At 51.0% G+C, this 21,804-nt stretch carries 26 protein-coding genes and 1 other RNA gene; 7 read left to right on the top strand and 20 right to left on the bottom strand.

The window, feature by feature from the left end:
* Nucleotides 1-4 precede the first annotated feature (4 nt).
* The 4 genes from H8S18_RS04945 to H8S18_RS04930 are packed head-to-tail and all read right to left on the bottom strand — an operon-like array spanning nucleotide 5 to nucleotide 2,388.
* On the bottom strand, nucleotides 5-1,003 hold the full coding sequence (locus tag H8S18_RS04945) for a DUF4097 family beta strand repeat-containing protein (protein WP_186857192.1): 999 nt from the start codon (nucleotides 1,001-1,003) through the stop codon (nucleotides 5-7).
* 33 nt (nucleotides 1,004-1,036) lie between these two features.
* Nucleotides 1,037-1,390 (bottom strand): hypothetical protein, encoded by a 354-nt coding sequence (locus H8S18_RS04940; RefSeq protein WP_186857191.1) that lies wholly within the window; start codon nucleotides 1,388-1,390, stop codon nucleotides 1,037-1,039.
* A 10-nt stretch (nucleotides 1,391-1,400) separates the two neighbouring features.
* The gene (locus H8S18_RS04935; RefSeq protein WP_186857190.1) at nucleotides 1,401-2,045 is read right to left on the bottom strand and encodes a permease prefix domain 1-containing protein; all 645 of its coding nucleotides are present in this window, start codon (nucleotides 2,043-2,045) and stop codon (nucleotides 1,401-1,403) included.
* 22 nt (nucleotides 2,046-2,067) lie between these two features.
* Nucleotides 2,068-2,388, bottom strand: a complete 321-nt coding sequence (locus H8S18_RS04930; protein WP_186857189.1) for a PadR family transcriptional regulator — start codon at nucleotides 2,386-2,388, stop codon at nucleotides 2,068-2,070.
* 203 nt (nucleotides 2,389-2,591) lie between these two features.
* Between H8S18_RS04930 and H8S18_RS04925 the strand changes: the two genes are divergently transcribed.
* The 4 genes from H8S18_RS04925 (at nucleotide 2,592) to H8S18_RS04910 (ending at nucleotide 6,446) form a co-directional block, all read left to right on the top strand.
* Nucleotides 2,592-3,839, top strand: coding sequence for an MFS transporter (locus H8S18_RS04925; RefSeq protein WP_186857188.1), 1,248 nt, complete (start codon nucleotides 2,592-2,594; stop codon nucleotides 3,837-3,839).
* 85 nt (nucleotides 3,840-3,924) lie between these two features.
* On the top strand, nucleotides 3,925-4,443 hold the full coding sequence (locus H8S18_RS04920; RefSeq protein WP_186857187.1) for an FUSC family protein: 519 nt from the start codon (nucleotides 3,925-3,927) through the stop codon (nucleotides 4,441-4,443).
* 66 nt (nucleotides 4,444-4,509) lie between these two features.
* Nucleotides 4,510-5,241, top strand: coding sequence for a class I SAM-dependent methyltransferase (locus H8S18_RS04915; RefSeq protein ID WP_186857186.1), 732 nt, complete (start codon nucleotides 4,510-4,512; stop codon nucleotides 5,239-5,241).
* Nucleotides 5,242-5,465: 224 nt separating this feature from the next.
* Entirely contained in the window at nucleotides 5,466-6,446 is a 981-nt protein-coding gene (locus H8S18_RS04910) for a hypothetical protein (protein WP_186857185.1), read from the top strand.
* Between the two features lie 105 nt (nucleotides 6,447-6,551).
* Here the strand turns inward: H8S18_RS04910 and H8S18_RS04905 are convergent, their stop codons facing one another.
* The 4 genes from H8S18_RS04905 to H8S18_RS04890 all read right to left on the bottom strand — a co-directional run bounded on the left by H8S18_RS04905 (nucleotide 6,552) and on the right by H8S18_RS04890 (nucleotide 9,841).
* Nucleotides 6,552-7,172, bottom strand: coding sequence for a flavodoxin family protein (locus tag H8S18_RS04905; protein WP_186857184.1), 621 nt, complete (start codon nucleotides 7,170-7,172; stop codon nucleotides 6,552-6,554).
* 130 nt (nucleotides 7,173-7,302) lie between these two features.
* Nucleotides 7,303-7,570: signal recognition particle sRNA large type (ffs, locus tag H8S18_RS04900), an RNA gene on the bottom strand.
* 25 nt (nucleotides 7,571-7,595) lie between these two features.
* A complete protein-coding gene (locus tag H8S18_RS04895) occupies nucleotides 7,596-8,873 on the bottom strand; it encodes an adenylosuccinate synthase (RefSeq protein ID WP_186857183.1) in 1,278 nt (425 codons plus the stop codon).
* A 137-nt stretch (nucleotides 8,874-9,010) separates the two neighbouring features.
* Nucleotides 9,011-9,841, bottom strand: a complete 831-nt coding sequence (locus H8S18_RS04890; RefSeq protein WP_186857182.1) for a 4Fe-4S double cluster binding domain-containing protein — start codon at nucleotides 9,839-9,841, stop codon at nucleotides 9,011-9,013.
* 83 nt (nucleotides 9,842-9,924) lie between these two features.
* Between H8S18_RS04890 and H8S18_RS04885 the strand changes: the two genes are divergently transcribed.
* Nucleotides 9,925-10,344: a hypothetical protein gene (locus H8S18_RS04885; RefSeq protein WP_186857181.1), complete on the top strand. Its 420-nt coding sequence runs from the start codon at nucleotides 9,925-9,927 to the stop codon at nucleotides 10,342-10,344.
* A 54-nt stretch (nucleotides 10,345-10,398) separates the two neighbouring features.
* Here the strand turns inward: H8S18_RS04885 and H8S18_RS04880 are convergent, their stop codons facing one another.
* From H8S18_RS04880 to rpmE, 12 genes are all read right to left on the bottom strand, one after another.
* A complete protein-coding gene (locus H8S18_RS04880) occupies nucleotides 10,399-10,695 on the bottom strand; it encodes a Dabb family protein (RefSeq protein WP_186857180.1) in 297 nt (98 codons plus the stop codon).
* A 19-nt stretch (nucleotides 10,696-10,714) separates the two neighbouring features.
* Nucleotides 10,715-11,383 (bottom strand): DUF6320 domain-containing protein, encoded by a 669-nt coding sequence (locus H8S18_RS04875; RefSeq protein WP_186857179.1) that lies wholly within the window; start codon nucleotides 11,381-11,383, stop codon nucleotides 10,715-10,717.
* Nucleotides 11,383-12,705 carry a hypothetical protein gene (locus H8S18_RS04870; protein ID WP_207721648.1) on the bottom strand — a complete coding sequence of 441 codons (1,323 nt, stop codon included), beginning with the start codon at nucleotides 12,703-12,705 and terminating at the stop codon, nucleotides 11,383-11,385. Before H8S18_RS04870 ends, H8S18_RS04875 begins: the two co-directional genes overlap by 1 nt.
* 157 nt (nucleotides 12,706-12,862) lie before the next feature.
* Nucleotides 12,863-13,492, bottom strand: a complete 630-nt coding sequence (gene upp, locus H8S18_RS04865; RefSeq protein ID WP_186857177.1) for a uracil phosphoribosyltransferase — start codon at nucleotides 13,490-13,492, stop codon at nucleotides 12,863-12,865.
* Between the two features lie 16 nt (nucleotides 13,493-13,508).
* On the bottom strand, nucleotides 13,509-13,961 hold the full coding sequence (gene rpiB, locus H8S18_RS04860; RefSeq protein ID WP_186857176.1) for a ribose 5-phosphate isomerase B: 453 nt from the start codon (nucleotides 13,959-13,961) through the stop codon (nucleotides 13,509-13,511).
* A gap of 118 nt (nucleotides 13,962-14,079) precedes the next feature.
* Nucleotides 14,080-14,574, bottom strand: a complete 495-nt coding sequence (locus H8S18_RS04855) for an arsenate reductase/protein-tyrosine-phosphatase family protein (protein ID WP_186857175.1) — start codon at nucleotides 14,572-14,574, stop codon at nucleotides 14,080-14,082.
* Nucleotides 14,575-14,578: 4 nt separating this feature from the next.
* A complete protein-coding gene (locus tag H8S18_RS04850; RefSeq protein WP_186857174.1) occupies nucleotides 14,579-15,634 on the bottom strand; it encodes an L-threonylcarbamoyladenylate synthase in 1,056 nt (351 codons plus the stop codon).
* Nucleotides 15,631-16,392, bottom strand: coding sequence for a ZIP family metal transporter (locus H8S18_RS04845; RefSeq protein ID WP_186857173.1), 762 nt, complete (start codon nucleotides 16,390-16,392; stop codon nucleotides 15,631-15,633). Before H8S18_RS04845 ends, H8S18_RS04850 begins: the two co-directional genes overlap by 4 nt.
* Before the next feature lie 90 nt (nucleotides 16,393-16,482).
* Nucleotides 16,483-17,547 carry a peptide chain release factor 1 gene (gene prfA / locus H8S18_RS04840; protein ID WP_186857172.1) on the bottom strand — a complete coding sequence of 355 codons (1,065 nt, stop codon included), beginning with the start codon at nucleotides 17,545-17,547 and terminating at the stop codon, nucleotides 16,483-16,485.
* A gap of 110 nt (nucleotides 17,548-17,657) precedes the next feature.
* Nucleotides 17,658-18,500, bottom strand: coding sequence for a peptide chain release factor N(5)-glutamine methyltransferase (gene prmC, locus H8S18_RS04835; RefSeq protein ID WP_186857171.1), 843 nt, complete (start codon nucleotides 18,498-18,500; stop codon nucleotides 17,658-17,660).
* Nucleotides 18,493-19,521, bottom strand: coding sequence for a DUF1385 domain-containing protein (locus tag H8S18_RS04830; RefSeq protein WP_186857170.1), 1,029 nt, complete (start codon nucleotides 19,519-19,521; stop codon nucleotides 18,493-18,495). The genes prmC and H8S18_RS04830 overlap by 8 nt, the downstream gene beginning before the upstream one ends.
* A gap of 177 nt (nucleotides 19,522-19,698) precedes the next feature.
* Nucleotides 19,699-19,899 carry a 50S ribosomal protein L31 gene (gene rpmE / locus H8S18_RS04825; RefSeq protein WP_066523466.1) on the bottom strand — a complete coding sequence of 67 codons (201 nt, stop codon included), beginning with the start codon at nucleotides 19,897-19,899 and terminating at the stop codon, nucleotides 19,699-19,701.
* Between the two features lie 146 nt (nucleotides 19,900-20,045).
* Here rpmE and H8S18_RS04820 point away from each other — a divergent pair, with 146 nt between their 5' ends.
* A complete protein-coding gene (locus H8S18_RS04820; protein ID WP_186857169.1) occupies nucleotides 20,046-20,876 on the top strand; it encodes a metallophosphoesterase in 831 nt (276 codons plus the stop codon).
* Nucleotides 20,877-21,006: 130 nt separating this feature from the next.
* A complete protein-coding gene (locus H8S18_RS04815; protein ID WP_243165075.1) occupies nucleotides 21,007-21,756 on the top strand; it encodes a metallophosphoesterase in 750 nt (249 codons plus the stop codon).
* The last annotated feature ends 48 nt before the right edge of the window (nucleotides 21,757-21,804 follow it).

Below are 21,804 nucleotides of genomic sequence, written 5' to 3'. Positions count from 1 at the left end.
TTAATTATGAAGGTTCATCCTGCACGATGCGCAGCGTCCCCGAGACCGTATCCACCTTGATTTCAATTCTTCCGTCTGCATACGTATCGTTGCGCATAGCAAAATCATTGCTTTGCGAACCGGAAACCGTATCAAAACTCAGTTTGAAACCGCTCCCTTCCGGCAGCGTAACCTGGACGTCCCCGGAAACGGAATCCGCGGAAATTTTTTCGAGATATTCCGTCTGCGTACATTGCACTTCAATCCCGCCGCTTGTCGTATCCGTATCGATTTCCCGCGCACCTGCCGCTTCGATTTGGATGCGGCCCGAAGTGCTGTCTACGTTTACTTCGGCAAAGGTTCCCTGTACGCTTATATCGCCGGACATCGTATCCGCACGCAGTTTCGAGGCTTGGGCATTCCCAATGGTAATCTTCCCGGAGACACTTTCCGTACGCAGTTCCTTATGCGCTCCGCCGTCTATCGCGATATCGCCTGAAGTCGTGCCGTAAAGCGCGGATTCCGCATTCGTTTCTCCTGCCGTGAGCCTGCCCGATACCGTATTGATGTCAATGGAGCCGGTAAATGAGCGCGGAATCATCACGCGCACATCGATCTGATAGGTGTCCGTCCATCCGAATACGCGTCCGTTTCTGCCGCTCTGCACGACAAGCTCTCCATTTTTTACACCATAGTGCATAATATCTTCATTCTTGATTGCGTGTTCGCTGGCCTCTTCCACCCGGATTACATCGCCGTCCGTCGGTATGATGGTGATATTTTCATCCACGAAGCGCATGGAAATTTCGTGTATTTCGCCGGCATTTTTTTCAAATTGCTCGCTTGTTTCCGCATCGTCAGGCAATTTATCTACAAATTCGCTCACATTAATGTTCTTAATCGAGTTTACAAAATTCCCCCAAGTGTTTCCAAAAGACGCGCCGCCCGCAATGCCCCATACGAGAACGCCGGTCAGTACCGCAGCGATGATTGACCATAAAATAATTTTTCCTGTTTTATTCATGTTTCCTCCTCTGCCGGAAGTTTTATCGGCATTTTACTGGATATTGACCTTCACGATTGGATGCACTGCCGCACCAATGAGGAAAATGATCCAAGTGATGTACCACGCCCCTGTCATAAAGCTCAGTCCGAAGTATAAAATCACAACCGCCAGCCATAAAAGCGAGAGAGATGCGCTCCTGCGTTCCTCAAGATGCGTTCCCGGCTGTTCACAGCCGCTGTCCTGCGAAAGGATCACCCGCACGAGTTGTTCCACAGCCGCGCCAATAAGGAAGATAATCCAGGCAATGCTCCATGCGTGCGCGAGGAAGCCGATCAGGAAAAACAAGGCGACGATAATCAGCCACATGGCCTTTTTATATTCTTTAAATTTCTCGCAGCGTTCCATTTTGTCCTCCCTATTTAAGCGCAGCCCTGATGATTTGCTGCACGGCGGCTCCGATGATAAAAATGACCCAGGTAATTCCCCACGCACCCGTCGTGAAGCTGATGAGAAAATAAACCGCTACAACGATCGGCCAGATCGCGCCGATATATGCGTTTTCCTTCTCTTTTTTCTGCTTGTTTTCCACATGCCATTGTTTGAACTCCTCCACCATCGAGTCATCCACCTTCTCGTACTTATATACCGGGCGCAGGGAACTGCGGTACACGAGCAGCCCCGTCGCAACCGCAATCAGGATAAACATAAACGTGAGGCCAAGAATCTGCTGGCTCATGCTCCCAAGGACAATAATGAACACGGGGGCGAGGATATACAGCATTACCGCGACTGCCGTAAGGCCCGCGCGCTGCCTGCGTTCCTTTTCGGACGGGCCGGGCATCACGTAAGGATCGTTCGCGCTGCTGATGAGTTCATCCACATCCCCGATACTGCCCTTCACGATTTCATAGGCCTCCTCTTCTGAGGCGCCGTTTTCCCTGAGGTCGTTGTATTTTTCCTTTAAATTTGTAAAAATTTCTTCACGCAGTTCCAGCATCTTCCTGGTTTTCGGGGCGTCTGCGAAAAGAGATTCCACATATTGCCGTAACTTTTCTTCCATTATGATACCCTCCAAATATATTTCATATCAAACGATCAATGAGTTTTTTCGTACGTTCCCAGTCTTCTTTGTTTTTCTCATACATGGCCCGCCCAAGCGGCGTGATACGGTAATAGCGCCTGCGCGCGCCCGTAGTTTCGTCACCCCAGTAAGACTCGATCATTTCCGCGTTCTCCAATCTGCGGAATGCCGAATATAACGTCGCCTCTTTCAGTTCGTATTCGCCGTGCGTCGTCTGCTGAATGGACTTATTGATCTCGTATCCATAGCTGTCTTTCCTTAAAAGCTGCGCCAGTATGATGGTCTCCGTATGCCCGCGGATCAGGTCGGAAGTCAATGACATAAGATAGCTCCCCTTTTCGATTTATCTCGTTTAACAATTTACATTATATTATCATATACCTCGTCTGTCAATGTATATTTTTGGACAATTTCTTGACTTCTCCACAGGGAAATATGATATATTAGTAAGACTGGCTGCCCAAGCGGATAAATCCGGCCGCCCCGACTATGCGGCAGGCAATATGGTTCATGGAAGGAGGCACTATGGAAAAAACAACCAGAACACAGGGGCTTTCCCCCGGCGCATTTCAGCATTGGAAGCGCAAAACGGTTTTGTTTTTATCCGGACAGACAATCTCATTGTTCGGATCTTCGCTGGTCCAATTTGCAATCATCTGGTATATTACGCTGTCTACGCAGTCGGGGGGCATTATGACCATCGCGTCCATCTGCGGATTCGCGCCCCAGGTTGTAATCTCCCTGTTTTCGGGCGTATGGGCCGACCGCGTGAGCCGCAAGCTGCTGATTATCGGCGCGGACGCGCTTGTAGCCACGGCGACGTTTATCCTCGCGCTCTTTTTCCTTTCCGGTCATGACGACCTGTGGATGGTGTTCCTTGTTTCCGGCATCCGTTCCCTCGGCACCGGAATCCAGACCCCGGCAGTCAACGCAATGCTGCCGCAGATCGTCCCTACGGATAAGCTCACGCGAATCGGCGGAATCAACGGCAGCCTGCAATCCGTCATGTTTATTCTTTCGCCTGCGGCGGCAGGAGCCCTGCTTTCGTTTACGGAACTGGAATATACATTCTTTATTGACGTTTCCACGGCAGCGGCTGCCATTGTGATTATGATCCTGCTGAAGGTCCCGCTGCACGAAAAAGCAAAGCTGAAACAGAGGGGTGGCTATTTAGACGACCTCAGGGCAGGACTTAAATATGTCCTTGGCAGCGGATTTTTCCGTTCCTATTTCCTCTTTTATGCACTGTTCTTTTTCCTCATTGTTCCGGCTTCACAGCTAACGCCGCTGATGGTGGCGCGCACCTTTGGCGATGAATATTGGCGGCTTTCGGCGATGGAAATCTCATTTGCCGCCGGAGGCGTACTCGGGGGGATTGCAATCTCTTTATGGGGCGGATTCAAAAACCGCATGCATACCATCGCGCTGTGCTGCATCCTGTTCGGAATCCTCACGGCGCTGGTTGGCATCCTGCCCGGCTTTATCACCTTCCTGGTGCTGATGGTGCTTACCGGGAGCACGGTGCCGCTTTTCACCACGCCCTCGATGGTCCTCCTGCAGGAGCAGGTAGATCCCAATATGCAGGGCCGCGTATTCAGCCTGGCGCAGATCGTCATGACATCCATGGTTCCCCTCGGAATGGTCTTCTTCGGGCCGATTGCGGACCAGATCCGCATTGAGACGCTGATGCTCATTACCGGTATTTGCGGTGCGCTTGCCGGTGTGGCGGTATTCTTCAACAAACACTTCAAAAGCGGATTGATTACAGACTGATCGCTTCGTTTACAGTATATAGGTAAGCTGTAATAACCGTATACGCTTATATTTCAAACCATTTATGATTCGAGGTGATTGCCTGATGGATTTGACCTACCGGCCCGGCCAACGCGCGCTCAAGACAGTGATCGCCGTGTTTTTCTGCCTGCTCCTCGGCTTTATCACACAGCGGCCTACCGCGCTTTACGCGGTGATCGCAGCGATATTATGCATTCAGCCGACCTATGATAAATCCAAACAGATTGGCCTGCACCGCATCCTTGGCACGATCATGGGCTCTGTTTTCAGTTTCATCGCGCTCGAGCTTGCAGCAGTGATTCCAAACTACCGCGATTTCTGGTTTATTATTATTTTTCCTTTGCTGATGCTCGCGCTGATCTTTGTGTGCAACGTACTGCGCATCAAAGATTCCGTCGCGCCAAGCTGTGTAATTTTTGCTGTGATCGTTTTCCTGCACGCAGGATCTACGCTTGACACGCTGCCCTATGTTTTTGAGCGTATGACTGAAACGATTATCGGCGTATTGATCGCGCTGCCGGTGAACCGGTTCTTTTTTAATGCCAAGACAAAAAATGAATTGGAACCGCCGGAAGAAAAATAAAGGATTGCTTTCTTTTGCTCCGGCACATACAATAACAGCTGTATTACAATGGGAAGGACATTCGCAATGAAGGAAAATAAATACGACGACAAAATTTTTTTTGATAAATATAGCCAAATGGACCGTTCGATAAAGGGGCTTGCAGGTGCCGGCGAATGGCATGCGCTCAAAAAAATGCTGCCTTGCTTTGCAGGAAAACGGTTTTTGGACCTTGGCTGCGGATTCGGCTGGCACTGCGCATACGCGGTGGAGAACGGCGCAGTATCTGCCGTGGGAGTGGATATCTCTGCAAACATGCTGGAACGTGCCCGCAGGGAAAACGGTTTGGAAAAGATCACATATCTTTGCATGCCTATCGAGGATGTGGCGTTCCCAGCCGCATCCTTTGACATAGTTTTAAGCTCCCTCGCACTTCATTATGTGGAATCTTTCAGCGATATCTGTGCAAGAGTTCACCGCATGCTTTCCCCGGGCGGCACGTTTGTATTTTCGGTGGAGCATCCCATATTTACGGCGCAGGGAGCGGAAGACTGGTATTATGATGAGGACGGCAGCATCCTCCATTGGCCCGTGGACCATTATTTTACCGAGGGCAGGCGCAATGCAAACTTTCTCGGCGAGCAGGTTCTCAAATATCACAAGACGCTTACAACTTATGTGAATACGCTTCTTCTGGCAGGCTTCGAGCTGAACGGGCTTGTGGAACCGGAGCCGGACGCCGGGATGCTCGGTCTTCCCGGTATGAAAGACGAACTGCGGCGGCCTATGATGTTGCTTGTGTCGGCGGTCAAACGGTGAAAATGTGTTTCTTTGGCGGACACAATCCCTGTCCCTGATGCCCGGAGAACTATTTCTCCCATATCTCTTTAAAAACACAAAGCTGTTTGCAGATAATTTTTCGAAGAATCCACCGGGAATAGAACCACGCCCTCCTGTATAAAATGGCGTGGGCCGCGCAGCGTTTGTCTTGTGGTATTCGATACGAAAGCTTTTCCATACCGTCCATTCAAGAAGGAGGCGCAATGGCTGAAACGATTTTAAAAACTCCTGTTTTCTGGATTTTGATTGGTATCCTGTTTTTGCCTGCCATTTGGCGGCTTGTGACTGATATGCGTTTTTTCATCGGCAAACGGGAGAGACAAAAGGCTCCGCTGATTGCCAAAGAGAAACAGTTCATGGAAAACGAATCCCGCCTTCTCCTTTATTTTAAAAATATCTGCCTGACCCGCGCATACTATACCCGTTCACTGCTTTCGGGCCAACCGCGTTTCACCCTGTTTTACGGTATTTTTCTCGATGAACAGGGCCGTGCGTTCAAACTGCAAATGCCTTATACGCTTTACAAAGGCTTGCGGGAAGGCCAAACGGCTTTATTGACCTTTCGGCATGGCCTCCTTCTGGATGCGGATGGATTTGAAGAAGCACAAACACTGCGCAGGCGGCGCACCGTGCTGCGTGTGGTTGCCTTTATCCTCTCGGCAGCGGCACTCTGCTTTGCCGCCGTCTTTATCTTTTCCGATCTACAAAAACGCAAGGCACTAAGCAACGGCATTTCGATGCAGTATGTCGCGCCGGACGAAGCCCAGCCTCTTTTGCGGTCAATGGGGCTTGACGAAGACTCTATAGAAGGACGGATTGCCAAAATCTCTTACCACGAAGGAAGCGGGACGACTTATGGCAGCCGGATCGATTTGGAAATGCAAATAGAGGTAGAAGGCCTGGACGATTTTATCGACGGACTGGCGGGCAGATATTATGAGGTGGAGACGCCTTATACTCCTGCTTACCCGATGGCCGAACAAACGCTTGCAGATACCGTTGGCGAAGGAGACCGCCTTTTTTTCCGTGGGAAAGATCCTGATTTTCCCATTGCCGCCATCCCGCCGGACCAGCTTGCGGTTTACCGCGGCAATGATGGCCGCGTAACGATCCGCGTGATGGATTCCATCGTTTCTCCGGAGCAAAAAACAATGATTGAGCAATTGTTCAGCGAAAAAAAGTAACGCTCCCTGCCGCACCGCATTTACGGCAACACGGTAGGCGTTTTTCATTCCTGTCCATCTGCTTTTATCCGCCAGACGCAGTCTTTCCCCGCTCCGGCGATTTGGTCAGCGTATAAAATTGGTCATGACCTGGGGCTCATATTCTGGCTTAGGCACTCCCAACTTTCTCCCCGCTTCAATACACGCCAGGAGCCACGCCATATTTTCCCCTAATGTGCGCATGGTTTGCAGGCCTTCCTCATCGCGCATCACATCCTCAGGCGTAAATCCATGTACCTGATTCCAATATTGCGAGGTAACAATCGGCATGTTGCTGATACTGAAATATTTATTCAGCCGGTCAAAGGCCGCTGTCGCCCCTCCTCTCCGGCAGGACACGACCGCCGCGCCCAGCTTGCCCGCCATCCTGCCCTTCGACGCATAGAACAGCCGGTCGAGGAACGCTGTGATTTGTCCGCTTGGCCCGGAGTAATAAACGGGCGACCCGACTACAATGGCATCGAAGCAATCAAGCCGCGCAAGAATATCATTCACCGAATCGTCAAAGACGCATTTCCCCGTCTTCCTGCAAGCGGAGCAGTCGATGCAGCCTGCAACAGGTTTTTTGCCCAGATAGAGCATTTCCGTTTCAATTTTATGGATGTCGAGTATTTTTTTCACTTCCCGCAGGGCCGTATCGGTACAGCCGTGTTCTTTCGGGCTTCCGTTAATCAACAAAACTTTCATTTGAATCACCTCTTAAATTTATTATACACTTATTTTTCCAAATGGAATCCCACAGTTGACCCGGATATCACGCTTGGGGCGGCATAAAAAAGAAAGACAGCCGAGCTGTCTTTCTTTTTTAAATTAGAAGCCGTACACCGCGCATCGAACCTTAACCCCACAAGAGGAAATTACGCCACCAGCTCAGAACAGGCGAACCTGCGGCACACACTGCAGTCTGCTTACTGCTGCTTCCGTCAGGACCTGACAGGGTTCACAGCGCAGCATTGCACAGGACCCATCCATCAACACCGATAGGCGTACTCCATACCTTGCCGGGAAGAACCTCCGCGCGGAATTCAACCCCGCTATAGCGGCTTGCGGGTTACAGGACACCGCTAACTCCCCGTCTAGTACGGCAAACTTTGAACACAATATTTACTTTTACAGGCCGCGGAAGATACATTCTTCACGGCCCGCGCCTACGCCGATCATCACTACCGGGACACCGGTCTGCTGCTCGATGAACTCAATATAGGTCTTTGCTGCATCCGGCAAATCTTCATATTTGCGGATCTGCGAGAGATCGGAGGTCCATCCTTCGAACTCTTTATAAACCGGCTTCGCTTTTGCAAGAGTCTCCAACGATGCCGGATAGGTATTTATTATTTTACCATCAATATCGTATCCAGTGCAAACATAAACTTTGTCAAGACCGCCGAGCGTATCCATGCGGGACACAGCAAAGCCGGTGATACCGCTCGTTTTTGCCGCAAAATCGACGATTACGAGATCAAGCCAGCCACAGCGGCGGGGACGCCCCGTTGTCGTGCCGTATTCATGCCCCTTTTCGCGGATCGTGTCGCCCGTCGCATCGAGAAGTTCCGTCACAAACGGCCCTTCGCCTACACGCGTCGTATAGGCTTTTACCACTCCGATTACGTCTGTAATAACCTGCGGGCCAACGCCCGCCCCCGCGCATACGCCGCCTGTATTCGGATGGGAAGACGTAACATAAGGGTACGTGCCGAAATCAATATCGAGGAGCATTCCCTGCGCGCCTTCAAAGAGCATCGTTTTTCCTGATTCCCTGTATTCCTGGAGCATAGAGACCGTATCGCACACAAACGGCCGGAAATACTTTGCATGCGCCTTATATTCCTCAAGGATCGCTTCATAATCAAGCGGATCGCCGCCGTATACTTTGGTGATAACTTCGTTTTTATCGTCCACACACTTTTTCAATTTGGCCGGAAAAGAATCCTCGTCCATCAAGTCGCACATACGAAGCCCCGTGCGCCCAACCTTATCCGTATAGCAGGGGCCAATGCCATTGCCCGTGGTGCCAATCTTAAAGTCCCCCAGCTTTTTCTCATTCAGAATATCCAATTCCCTGTGATAAGGCATAATCATATGCGCCCTATCACTGATGTAGAGGTTATCCACCGCTACGCCGCGCTCCGCAAGGTAATCAATCTCCTTTTTCAGCGCCGATGGGTCAATCACCACGCCATTGGCAATGATGCATGCCTTTCCCTTGGACAGGATGCCTGATGGAATCAGGTGAAGCTTATACGTCACGCCGTCCGCAACGACGGTATGGCCCGCGTTGTTCCCCCCCTGGTAACGAACAACCACGTCTGCCCTGGACGCCAGATAATCTACAAACCTGCCCTTTCCTTCGTCGCCCCACTGGGCGCCGAACACCACGATACCGGACATTTCGTTCACTCCTAACATGTTTCAAAATTTTGGGCCGCCAGCCGGGATTTCCCCAACTGGAACATAAAAAAGCCATGGAACATTCGCACATTCCACAGCAATATCCTACCTAATATTAACAAATCACTCGTTTTCCGTCAACTTTTTTTCAGGATTTCCCTTGCCCACCGTGCAGTTTCTCCCACAAATTCATCCCCGGCAAGCGCTTCTACAGCCGCAAGTGCGGGTGCATAATGCGCGTTTGCCGCATAGATCACGGCTTGCCCGACAATAATACGCCGCCGTCCATAATTTGGCCCGACAAGGGTGCGTATCTGTTTTAAATGCTTCCCTTCCAGCAATTCCACAAGGTCAAAGGAGTATGCTTCCCCCGGCGCTGCCCGGTTGAACGGGCATGCCGCCTGGCAACGTTCACAGCCAAGGAGCTGGTAAATGAATCCGCGATACCCGGCGGGAATCCTGCGTTCGTTTGAGTGGGCTCGCACACACCTTGAAACGCACAGGCCGCGGCCAGTAATCGCTCCTGCGGGGCACGCAGCAATGCAATTTCCGCATTTCGGGCATTCGCTTTGCCCCGGTGCGCCCGAATCTCCGCATACGATATTTGTTTTCACCACATGGATACTGACAAAAGAACCGTACTGTTCATGATAGTACAGTGAATTGAGGCCGATAAAGCCTCCTGTTTTAAGGGCAAGCTGTTTTACCCCCGTCCCCTGAAACTCTTCCGCATACACGCCTTCCTGCGCAAGCCGCAAAAGCAGATTTTTCATAAAAAGATAACCTTTTTGCGACGTGATATAGTAATTGGAAAGGTTTACTTTTCCATAGCCCGCCGGTTTTGCCGGCCGGTAGGGCAGGAAGAGGAAAAAAAGCGACCCGCTCTCATGGGCGCACATCCGCACGTCTGCAAAACCCGCTTCATACGCAAGCTCTTTTACAAGTTCCGCTTTTCCCGGTTCAATCAAGGTTGCAATTCTCTTCCTTTCGTACTATCATAGAAATAGTATAACATTGAATACATCATTCCTTAAATAATTTCGGAGGATCCATGAAAAAATTAATTTCCATCATATGTACCCTGCTCGTATTAACATTGATTCTGTGCGCATGTTCGCCTGCGGTGACATTCCAGACTTCCGGCGCCGGATATGAGGTCGTTGCGGTCGAAACAGGGGAGCAGGCACTCAGCCGCACGGCGGAAAGCGGGAATACCCTGCTTACAATTCTGCTCAAAACTTCCGACTCGAATCTCGATGACGCCCAAAACTCGTTTATGCCCGTAGACGGCGAACCGTGCTATGTTACGGACGGCGGAGAGCAGTACCCCTGCGCTACGCTTGCATTCGAATCAAACGGAAGCGACGTGCAGGCCGTGTTGCTTTTTGAAGTCCCCTCCGACTGGTCATCGGGCGGGAAAGAATTCAGCCTCGGCGGAGGCGCCTTCTCTCCTGTGGCCCTGAAGAAATAAGCCACATAAAAAACCCGGCGGTTTTTGGCCGGGCTTTTTATGCGGGTGTCCGTTTCAGTCTTCGTAATCCATGCACATCCGGCCCGTCACCACGGGGCGAACAAAGGTTTGCCCCACCCGTTTGTGTTCCGGGTGGATGATATAATCCGCAAGCGCCTGCGCGTCTGTGAATGCACTTTTGAGCATCACATCCGCATTGCAGGAGGGAAGCGGGCGGGTTATGACCTCCATTTCCAAAAGTCCGTCAATTTTTCCCATCAGCGCTTCCAATTCGCGTTTCATCGCCGCTTTTGCCGCTTCGGGGTCTTTTACCTCTTCTTTGATTTTCCACAAAATAATATGCCGTACCATACGTTCCTCCATAAAAATTTTACATATGAAACCGCCGCTGTATTTCCGATTTCAGTTGACGGAATGCAAAGCGCAGGATGCCAAGCACCGTGATCGCGCTTGCGAAAGTTGATAAAACCAGCGGGACAAGGGCAATCCGTATTCCTGCCAAATGCAGAATCAGCGGGATGAAGCCAAGCAAAAGCAACAGGAAAGCGAAGAGCAGATTATCCCGCCAATAGGATTTATGGTAATACGAATAAAAATCGATATAAGCGATTCCAATTGCAAGGAACAGCGGCATCATCACCTGATAGGACCAGCCGATTCCGCCTCCCACATAGTCAAAGGCCATAAACATAGCGGTAAGCGTAACAACCTGGAGTAATGTTTTTAGCCCGGCGGATACATCGGACAGGATTACAATATAAATAAGCACCCATGCATATAATACGGGGGCTGCTACCGCCAAAAACCATGGATGCCCATCCCATGTAAAGAGGTTCACCACAATACACGTACAAATCACCACAAAGGTTGCAAAAGACATATATTCCATGGTAAGGCTGCGCCTGTCTACAAACTTCTTCTTGGACACATGCGGGTAAAGTTCGTTTTCCGTGGGGTGGTTCGTAAGCCGTTTGCCGCACAGGGGACAGTATTTGAGGCAATCATCCACATATACCTTGCAATCGTCACAATAATTCATCACTGTCCGCTCCATTCGTTTCCGCGTATTTCAACGCGCATGCCGAGGTCTTTTGAAAAATGTTCGAAAAAGCGGCGGACAATGCCCGTCTCTTTGATACCGCGCGCAAAAGTAATCACCATCTTATCCTGATAGGATACGACGACGCAATTCATAGGATTCATATCGCTCACACCAAGCGCATAGTAAACCTGTTTGATATGCGCCTGCATGGTTTTGGGAAACTGCGCCGTGCGCAGGTTGGAAAGAACCATCGTATAGCCGCCCTCTCCATAGTTTTTGTAGCTGCTCGACACCACCAGATTTTTAACAAACAGCGGAGTCATACGAATAAACGGATTTTTTTCAAATCCGACATTTTTATTGATATTGGCAGAAATACTTTCCTTTGACAATCCTGCTTTCAGCTGCCCGGACACATCCGTAAGGATACGGTCAAAGTCTATTTCCCCATTGATAACCGTGCCCACGTTTGCAAAGGAAATAAAATTCCGCAGGGTATGGGATGGGAACATTCCCCGCAGATCCATGGGCACGGAAATAATAATCGGCCTCTTATCTTTCTTGTATTCAAGCCCCTGATCCTTTGCCGTGCATGCAATGAGCAGAGCCGCAACATAAGCCGACACCGTTACCCCGCGCGCCTTTACCCGGCTGAGGAATTCCTTTAGGTCAATAATGCCGTGCGTGAGAAAAATGCCATTGTCCGGATTGGGCGTACCCATGATGTGAAAAGCCTTGGGAACACGCAGCTTATTCGCCTCGCCTTTTGCGTCGTAATACGCGTTAAAGCTGTTTTCCAGTTCTTCGGCCGGAACCTTTCCTTCCGCATCCAGTACCATACCCTCTGCATCCATATCATAGCCGCACAGCTTAAAATATTCGTACATCAGCGTTTTGAAAAATTCAATAGCGCCCGCCCCATCCGCAAGGCCGTGGAAACATTCCATGATGACGTTTTTCCTGTAATACATAATATTGAACAGGAAGCCGTGATTGATGAAATCTTTAAGGCGTTTGCACGGAAAACCGCTTTCTTCCTTCACTACAGGGATTGCCGGATTCGGCTCGAAGTAATACCAGAACATCCCGCGCCGCAGCGTCACGGCAAAGGTCGGGAAGCGCGGCATGATTTTGACAAGTGCCTCCTGCAATTTTTCCCGGTCTACCAGCGCGTCAAGCTCCAGCTCCAGGCGGAACGTCGTATTGTTATGCGTCTGTGAAATAGACGGATAGATTTTTGCCGCCGTATCAAGGCGGTACCATTCCCGTTTATCGGGCATCTTGGCTCCTTTGACTCTTCGTTTTGTAAAAGGCGGCATATGGATGCCGCCTTTTATCCGCTCATCATTTACTACACATTTCTTTGGCAAAAAACACGTGGCCGCAATCCAACTGTGATCGGAACCGCGCCTTTGCCCATGCCGGAATTAAGTACACAATTAAAACATTGAAAAAGCGCCGTACGGCCAGGCAAAACTATTTTGTGCCGAACAGCCGGTCTCCCGCGTCTCCGAGCCCCGGTACAATATAGGCATGATCATTTAGGCCTTCATCTACGGCCGCCACATAGACGTCCACATCAGGATGTGCCTTGCGAACCGCCTCGATTCCCTCCGGGGAGGCGATGATGTTTACCAGCTTGATATTGCTGCAACCGCGCTTTTTAATCAAAGTGATTGCATCGGAAGCACTTCCGCCCGTCGCCAGCATTGGATCGAGTACAATCAGTTCGCGTTCCTGCGCATCCACAGGCAGCTTGCAGTAATATTCCACGGGTTCAAGCGTTTCCGGATCGCGGTACAGCCCGATATGGCCGACCTTCGCACCGGGGATCAGGTTCAGTACACCCTCCACCATTCCAAGTCCTGCACGCAGGATCGGGACGATCCCTACCATTTTACCTGCAATTACCTTGGTGCGCGCCATCGTAATCGGCGTTTCCACTTCGACCTCTTTCAAAGGCATATCGCGCGTTACCTCATATACCATAAGCATAGCGATCTCTTTTACGAGTTCGCGGAATTCCTTTGTTCCTGTGTTCTTGTCGCGGATCATCGATACTTTATGCTGCAAAAGCGGATGATCCAATACGTGTGCTGACGCCATTTTTCTCTCCTCCGAATTATTTAGAATATTTTTTTTCAATTGCCGTTATTTTGTCGATTCTCCTCTGGTGGCGTTCGTCTCCCGAAAAAGGCGTATTCAGGAATACGTCCACAATGTCTACCGCAAGGCCGGGGCCGATCGTCCGTCCTCCGAGCGCCATCATGTTGGCGTTGTTATGTTCACGCGTTGCGTGCGCAGAAAAAGTATCTGACAAAAGCGCGCAGCGCACTCCCGGAACTTTATTTGCCGCAATGGAGATGCCGATACCTGTCCCGCAGGCAACGATTCCAAAATCCGCTTGCCCGGCACTCACGCATTCTGCAACGGGAAGACTATAATCCGGATAATCTACCGAATGGCCGTCATTAATTCCAAAATCCATGACTTCATGCCCGTTCTTTTTCAAATACTCAATGATCTCAGCTTTTAAAACAAAGCCGCCGTGATCACAGCCAAATGCTATTTTCATACTCCCACACTCCTTAATATACGCTGTCCGGAACGGAAGACGCAGTCTCTATATCTATAAATGACTTTTTTATTATACAATATTTTCCCCGCGTTTTCCACAAAAAAAAGACAAGGCATCAAGCCTTGTCTTCATATTCATGTTCCAGCCGTTTTACAAGCAGATCCACCGCCTGCGCGAGCTGCTTCGCACACTCGCGGTATTCTTCCATACCCTCGTCAAAGGGGTCCATAATGTCGTAAGAATTTGTTGCAGGCTCACCCATAACGCCCTGCGCATACCCGAGCAGCGTATGCATCTTGCCTGTTTCTTCAGGCGCGAGCACCTCCATATGTTCGAGCTGCTCTTTGCCCATTGCAAGGATGATGTCGGCCCACTCCGCAAGTTCCGCTGTAAATTGCTCTGCGCCGTGGCCTTCGAGCTCGAGGCCCATTTCCTCCATCGTGCGCACCGCTTCTTCCGTTGGATCGGCGTCCTCGCAGGCAAACGTCCCTGCCGATTTAATCTTCACTTCACCGTGAAGGATTCTACTTCGGTCCACCGCATCGTCCATCAGCGTTTCCGCCATAGGACTTCTGCATGTGTTGCCTGTGCAAACAAACAATACGTTCATATCTTTATTCTTTTTCCTCCCCGGCGGCCACAATGTGGTGTCCCGCCGCCCTTATCATTCTATTCATGACCGCAAGGCCCATTTTTTCTTCCTGTGCATGAAAATACGCCGCATCAAACCCTTGCTCATCAATTTCACGCAAAACGCGGAACAATGCTGCTTCTGCATCTCCTGCATTTTTCCCAAGCGGCAGAATGCTGCACTCCGCATAAAGCCCGGCGCACTCGTCAAGGCACAGGACGACTGCTTTTTTGCCCTGCATACTATCAATATGATACCGAAAATTGATGCATTTCGCAACCTCTTTTTTATCTCCTGTGAATACGGTAACGCCTGCCTGCGGGGCATAATGCTTATATTTCATCCCGGGAGACGCGCATACTTCATCTTTTTTCATTTCGCTCATCACGCCGTCGTGTACCCGTACTCCGCCAACTGCTTCCCGGATCATTCCGGGTGTGATATCGCCCGGCCGAAGGATCACGGGGACTTTCCCCGTTGCGTCTACCACAGTTGATTCCACCCCCACGCGGCACGGCCCGCCGTCAATAATCAACGGAACCTTTCCGCACAGGTCCTCATATGCGTGCCGCGCAAGCGTTGGGCTTGGCTTCCCTGAAGTATTCGCGCTTGGCGCAGCCACAGGTATGCCCGCCCGGGCAATGAGCTCCCGCGCGAGGTCGTTTCCAGGCATGCGCACCGCGACTGTTTCAAGGCCCGCGCTTACCTCATCTGGAATGCGGGCCGATTTTTTCATAATTACGGAAAGCGGTCCCGGCCAAAACGCCTCCATCAGTGTGCGGGCGACCGGACTTACTTCCGCCGCGATATCCCCGATTTGTTCTATGGCGGCAATATGGACGATCAGAGGATTGTCCTGCGGCCTGCCTTTTGCCTCAAAAATATGCTTTACCGCTTCTGCATCAAACGCGTTTGCTCCAAGGCCGTATACGGTCTCTGTGGGAAATACGACGAGCCCGCCGTTTCGCAGCTGTTCCGCGCCTTCGCTGACCGCGCTTTCTTTGTCTTTCCATGCAAATATCGTCTTTGTTTTTATCATACAAACGCCACCAATACTCCGCCAAGCGCAATGCCTGCCGCAAGTCCGGCCCATGTTGGCCATCCCTTATAAAGTCCGGCTGCCTGTGGCAGCAATTCGCTGAATGTCAGGTACAGCATCGCACCCCCGCCGAAAGCAACACTTCCTCCAAGCACCGCAGGGGAAATATTGCCCACAAGCGCTCCGATTGCCCCGCCCCCAGCCATTGGGAGCGCCGCAAGCACTGCTACGAGAAAAATGCGGCCATAGCTCACTCCTCCGAGCTTCAAGGGTACCGCCAGCCCCATACCTTCGGGAATGTTGTGTACAAACAGCAATACCGCGAGCCCAAAACCAAAACTGCTTGCGGACACCAGTCCGCTGCCGAGCGCAAGACCTTCCGGCAGATTATGCACCGCAATGCCCATGGCAAGCAAAAGCCCCGACCTCACCAAACGGTCCTGCTTCAGGTTCCGGATCAATTCAGAATCTTTCGAAGTGGAAACATCGTGGTGCGGCATCAATTTATTGATCAGGAACAGTGCGGCCGCGCCAACGGCAAACCATACGACCGCAAGGAGCCAACCGGCACTCCCGACCGATTCGGGCAGCATATCAAAAAGCACCACGGAAAGCATAATCCCTGCGGAAAGGCCCATCAGCACGGCGGAAAGGCACTTTCCCCTAATCTTGATAAAAAAGACGGCAATTGCGCCGATGCCTGTGCCAAGCGCACCAACTGCCGCGCCGATAAGCGTTGCATATAAAACCGGATTCATTTATTCGCTCCCCCTTTTTGTGCTTCACCGGGTTCCGGTTCGCCTGCCGGAAACGATGCCCCCGGCGCTGCCAAAGCATCCAGGGGCTGTTTATTGCTCCTGCAGCTTTTTCTGCCGTTCGTCGAGGGTCAACGCGTCGATCATTTCATCCATGTCCCCATCGAGAAAAGCCTCCAGCTTGTAAAGCGTAAGCCCAATGCGGTGGTCCGTCACCCGCCCTTGTGGAAAATTATAGGTGCGGATGCGTTCGCTGCGGTCTCCCGAGCCGATTTGATTCCTGCGGTTTTCCGACAGTTCACTATCTGCCGCGTCTTTATACAAATCATATAACCGCGAAGCAAGCACCTTCATCGCTTTCGCCTTATTTTTAATTTGCGATTTTTCGTCTTGGCAGGTCACTACCAGACCCGAGGGAAGATGTGTGATGCGTACGGCACTGTCCGTTGTATTGACGCTTTGGCCGCCGTGTCCGCCGCTGCGGAATACATCTACGCGCAGATCGTTCGGGTCGATATTCACTTCCACCTCTTCCGCCTCGGGCAGCACCGCTACCGTTGCCGCAGAGGTGTGGATCCGCCCGGATGACTCCGTGTCCGGTACACGCTGCACGCGGTGCACGCCGCTTTCGTATTTCAGCCGCGCATACGCGCCCTTGCCGGCGATCGAAACCACCATTTCCTTGACTCCGCCCAGTTCCGTCGTATTCGAAGACATGGTCTCGACCGTATATCCGCGGCGTTCCGCGTAACGCAGGTACATCCGCAAAAGATCCCCGCCAAAAAGAGCGGCTTCATCGCCGCCGGTGCCCGCGCGGATTTCAAGGATTACATTCTTTTCATCGTTTTTGTCTTTGGGGATCAGCAAAACTTTGAGTGCATCTTCAAGCTCTTCCCGTTCTTTTTCCAGCGGGGCAAGTTCTTCTTTTGCCAGTGCAATGAGTTCCGCGTCATTTTCCGTTTCGATCAGTTCCCTGTTTTGCGCGATATGGTCGAGGACCGTCGCATATTGATCGTATGCCTCTACAATTTCCGTCAGCGAGGACTGTTCCTGTGCAAGCGTACGAAATTTTTCCTGGTTCCGGGTGACTTCCGGGTCGGAAAGCTCCTTTGACAATGCATCGTATCTATCTTTGATCGTTTTCAGTTTATCCAGCATAAATGTCTCCTCATCTTCTGGCCTGATTTTTTCAGGATAGAGCCCGAAACGGACGCTGCGGGGTTCATTCCGCTTCTCCTTCTACAAGAAGGCATGCCGCCAAAGCCCGGCTATACGCGCATAAAGCCCGATACCCAGCGGGGCCTCCCGCCCAAATCACAGCCACAACTGATTTTAACAAATCCGCCTTCATTTAGCAAGGATCGCACACGCCCTGCCTGCGTATCTCCAACCTCAAGAACGAGTGCTCCGCCCGCATTCAAAACTGTGGGAATTTCCTTTGCCGCCCTTTCGTAGAAGGCATAGCCGTCATGGCCCGCAAGGAGCGCCGTTTGCGGTTCGTAGTCCCTTACCTGCGGCTCGAGCCCGGCATAGTCCGCAGCGCTGATGTACGGCGGATTACATACCACCAGATCGTAGTGTCCACAGATATTTTCAAGGAAATCCCCCTGTACAAAGCGGATTTCCTGCTTCGGAATCAAATGTTCTGCATTCCGCCGTGCAACTGCGAGCGCCTCCCCAGAGATATCTGCAAAACAAATCCTGCTGAAATTTCCTTCTGCGCCGAGCGTCACCCCGAGCACGCCGCTTCCGCAGCATAAATCGAGCACGGTTTGATAGCCGTTTTCCCGGGCCAGAAGAAGCGCCCGCTCCGCCACGCTTTCCGTATCATATCGCGGAACCAGTACGTGTTCGTCAACATAAAACGGCCGCCCGTAAAAATACTTTTCGCACAGCACATACGCGAGCGGCTTTCCTGCAAGGCGGTCCTTTAAAAGCCGTTTTACCTCCGCTTCTTTGCCGCACACATCGAAAAAGCGCAGGCACAGCGAGGAAAAATCCCCGCCGTACACATGCGCCGTAATCACCCTTGCCTCAGCTTCCGCTTCCGCAAATCCCGCTTCCGCAAGCGTTTTAGTGGTTTGCCTAAAAACCTCTCCCCAATTACTCATTGGCCTCCATGACCGCTTCCTTTACATCTGCCGCACACTCCCCTTTTTCCACTGGGGATCCGTCGATCTTGTGCCCATACTTTTCTGCGAGCGCATCAATTTCTTCGTCCGTCATTTTTCCTTCCGCCGCAAGGAAAGAGACGAGGGCAACTTCAATCATGCCGTCATCCGGCTCGCGCGTTGTAAGGTACTGCAACGCCATACCGGGTTTCCTGAGCGCCATCGTGAATTTATTGTCGTATTTAGCCACAAGTTTCAATATTTCATAGGAAACTCCCGCCACAACAGGCAGCATCGCAAGGCGCAGGCCAATACGGATGAGCCAATTGTCACTCCACCCAAGCAATGTAAACAGCAGGATAGAGATAATCATCACAATCAGCAGGAAGCTCGTCCCGCAGCGCGGGTGCAGGCGCGTATTCTGCCGCGCATGCTCTACATCCATAGGCATATCGTGCTCGAAACAATTGATAACCTTATGTTCCGCGCCATGGTAGCCGAACAGGCGTTTGATATCCTTCATATTTGATATAGCGAACAAATAAATCAGGAACATCGCCACGCGGATAATGCCGTCGATCAGGTTTTTTCCGAACGAGGAATCCACATAGGGCGTAATCCATCCGGTGATTAGGTTCGGCAGAATGAAGAATACTCCCACTGCTATCACAATGGCAATGAGCACGGCAAAGAAGATCGCCACGTCCATAGGGTTCTTACCCGTTTTTTCCGCGATTGCCTTTTCCGTTTTGGAAGGCTCGAGTTCTTCGTCCTCCGGATCATACATCTTTGCAGCGTCTGTAATCGTTTTGACGCCTGAAACAAGCATCTCCACAAAATTTACCACGCCGCGGATGACCGGAACGCCAAGAATTTTATAGCGTGCAGAAAGAGACTTTGTCCCTTCCTTTTGCGTCACAATCTCGCCGCACTCCCTCCGGACCGCGATCGCTGTCGTTTCCGGCGAACGCATCATGACGCCTTCAAGAACGCCTTGACCGCCAATACTAGTACGTTTCATTCGATTCCTTTCTACAGCGGCCAGGCTTACCGGTCCGCTGATAAACCGCTTGTATATGCAATGAATGCCAAAAAACTATAGCCAGCTTTTGGCAAGCTGCCAGAAAAAGAAAAACAGACCGTACCTCTTATGGAAGAACGGTCTGCAGTCTTTTCATACACATTAACAAGACAGGCATTATTTCATGCCGTATCTCTTCTTAAATCTATCCACACGACCGCCTGTATCCACAAGCTTCTGTCTTCCCGTGAAGAACGGATGGCATTTCGAGCAGATATCCACCTTCATCTCAGACTTTACAGAGCCCGTTTTAAAAGTTTCGCCGCAGGCGCACGTCACTGTGCATTCGCCATACTTCGGATGAATTCCTTCTTTCATTGCGTTTCACCTCTTTTTCCACAAAGTAGCATTATTTATTATATCACACGCTTTCCAAAAAGCAACACTTTTTCGGAAGAAAATTCATAGTTTCTTTACACTTTCTCCCACGCGTTGAATATATAATATAAAAAAAGGAGACGTCTATGAAAAAACACGGCGGAAGAATCCTCTTTTTCCTGTTCGCCGCCTTCTTCGCGGTCAATATTTGGGTATTCATCCTCGGTCAAAATGAGGTGCTGAACATTGCGGAATTTGAGGTCCAAAGCAAAAAAATCTCGGACCCGGTGACGATCGTCCAGCTTTCTGACCTTCATGAAAAATCCTTTGGCCCGGACAACGCCAGCCTGTTTGCAGCAGTACGCAGCCTAAAGCCGGATTTGATTGCCATAACGGGCGATATCATCTATAACTCCTATACCGATTCCCCAAACCTTGCTTACATGGAAAACCTTGCAAAAAACTGCGTTGAAATCGCACCGACTTTTTTTGTGACGGGGAATCATGACCGGTATCATCCACAGGCGGTGAAAGAAGCGTTTTCGAGGCAGGGCGTTACAGTCCTCGAGGGAACGGCAACCTCTCTTTCTGTCCGGAATACGACGCTTTCCATCAGCGGGATTGACGACCCGGATATCGACCCGGATAGCCTTGCCAAAATTGATTTCGGCGGCGGAGAACAATTCCGTCTCCTGCTTGCGCACCGTCCGGGGGCATTTGAGGAATATGCCCGGGCGGGGGCGGACCTTGTGCTCACCGGCCATACGCACGGCGGGCAAATCCGTCTTCCATGGACGAAAGCCATCTTTTATGCGGACGGCGGCCTTTTCCCGGAGTATTCGGACGGGCTTTATACCCGGGATAACTCCACAATGATTATCAGTATGGGGCTGGGTTCCTCGGTGATTCCCTTCCGTCTTTTCGCGCAGCCGGAAATCACAGTTACCCGCTTGTTGCCTGCAACGGCCGGATCGTAGTATGATATTACGGAGACGGACAAACATATCAATGACGAATATCTTCAAAATGTTTGTCCAAACGTAGTATATCGCATCCTAATTAATGTTTGTCCATCGGAGCGGTAGAACAGTCGTTTAATTGAAACAGATGAGGGAAAAGCCAATGTTCCGCGTGACCGAATATACCGTAAAAAGCGAAAAGATCGAGACCCCTGTGCGGATTGCCCAGGTTTCCGACCTGCACGAAAAATCCTTTGGCAGGGACAACCGGATTTTATTTGAGACGGTGGAGGGTCTCCGGCCCGATCTTGTGGCAATTACCGGGGACATGATCTATCATTCCCATACCAAGCATCCCAACCGGGCATATATCGAAAACGTCGCCGTGTGGGCTGGAATGTTTTCGTCTTTTTTTGTAACAGGAAACCATGAGCGTGTGTGGACGGACTACACCAAGGCAATTTTTATGGAAAACGGCGTAACCGTACTGGACGGAAACTATGTTCCATGCGCCGTAGGCGATACGGTGCTTTATATTGGCGGGGTGGACGACCCGACTATCGATGCAGGCGCCGCAGACCGCCTGCGGTTCCCGCAGGACGGCCGCTTTAATTTATTATTGGCACATGATCCGCTGCCCTTTCGCGGCGGGTATGACAGGACGGGCGCCGATCTTGTCCTGTGCGGACATACGCATGGCGGGCAAATCCGTTTTCCGGGCGGTAAGGCCCTCGTCTCCCCGGGGAGCCATACGCTTTTTCCCAAGTATTCGGACGGACTTTACACAAGCGGCGCCGTCAAAATGATTATCAGCATGGGGCTTGGGGTTTCTGTCATTCCTTTCCGCCTGTTTGCGCCAAGCGAAGTGCTGCTTATTCATCTTGTCCCAAATGCCTGACCGGGCAATTTTTAGATTATTCCTTTTTCCATGGGGTATATAGTTAGT

The organism is Christensenella tenuis, assembly GCF_014287795.1.
GTDB lineage: Bacteria > Bacillota > Clostridia > Christensenellales > Christensenellaceae > Christensenella > Christensenella tenuis.
The sequence above is the reverse complement of the archived record's forward strand: the minus strand, read 5'-3'. Positions and strand labels throughout refer to the sequence as shown.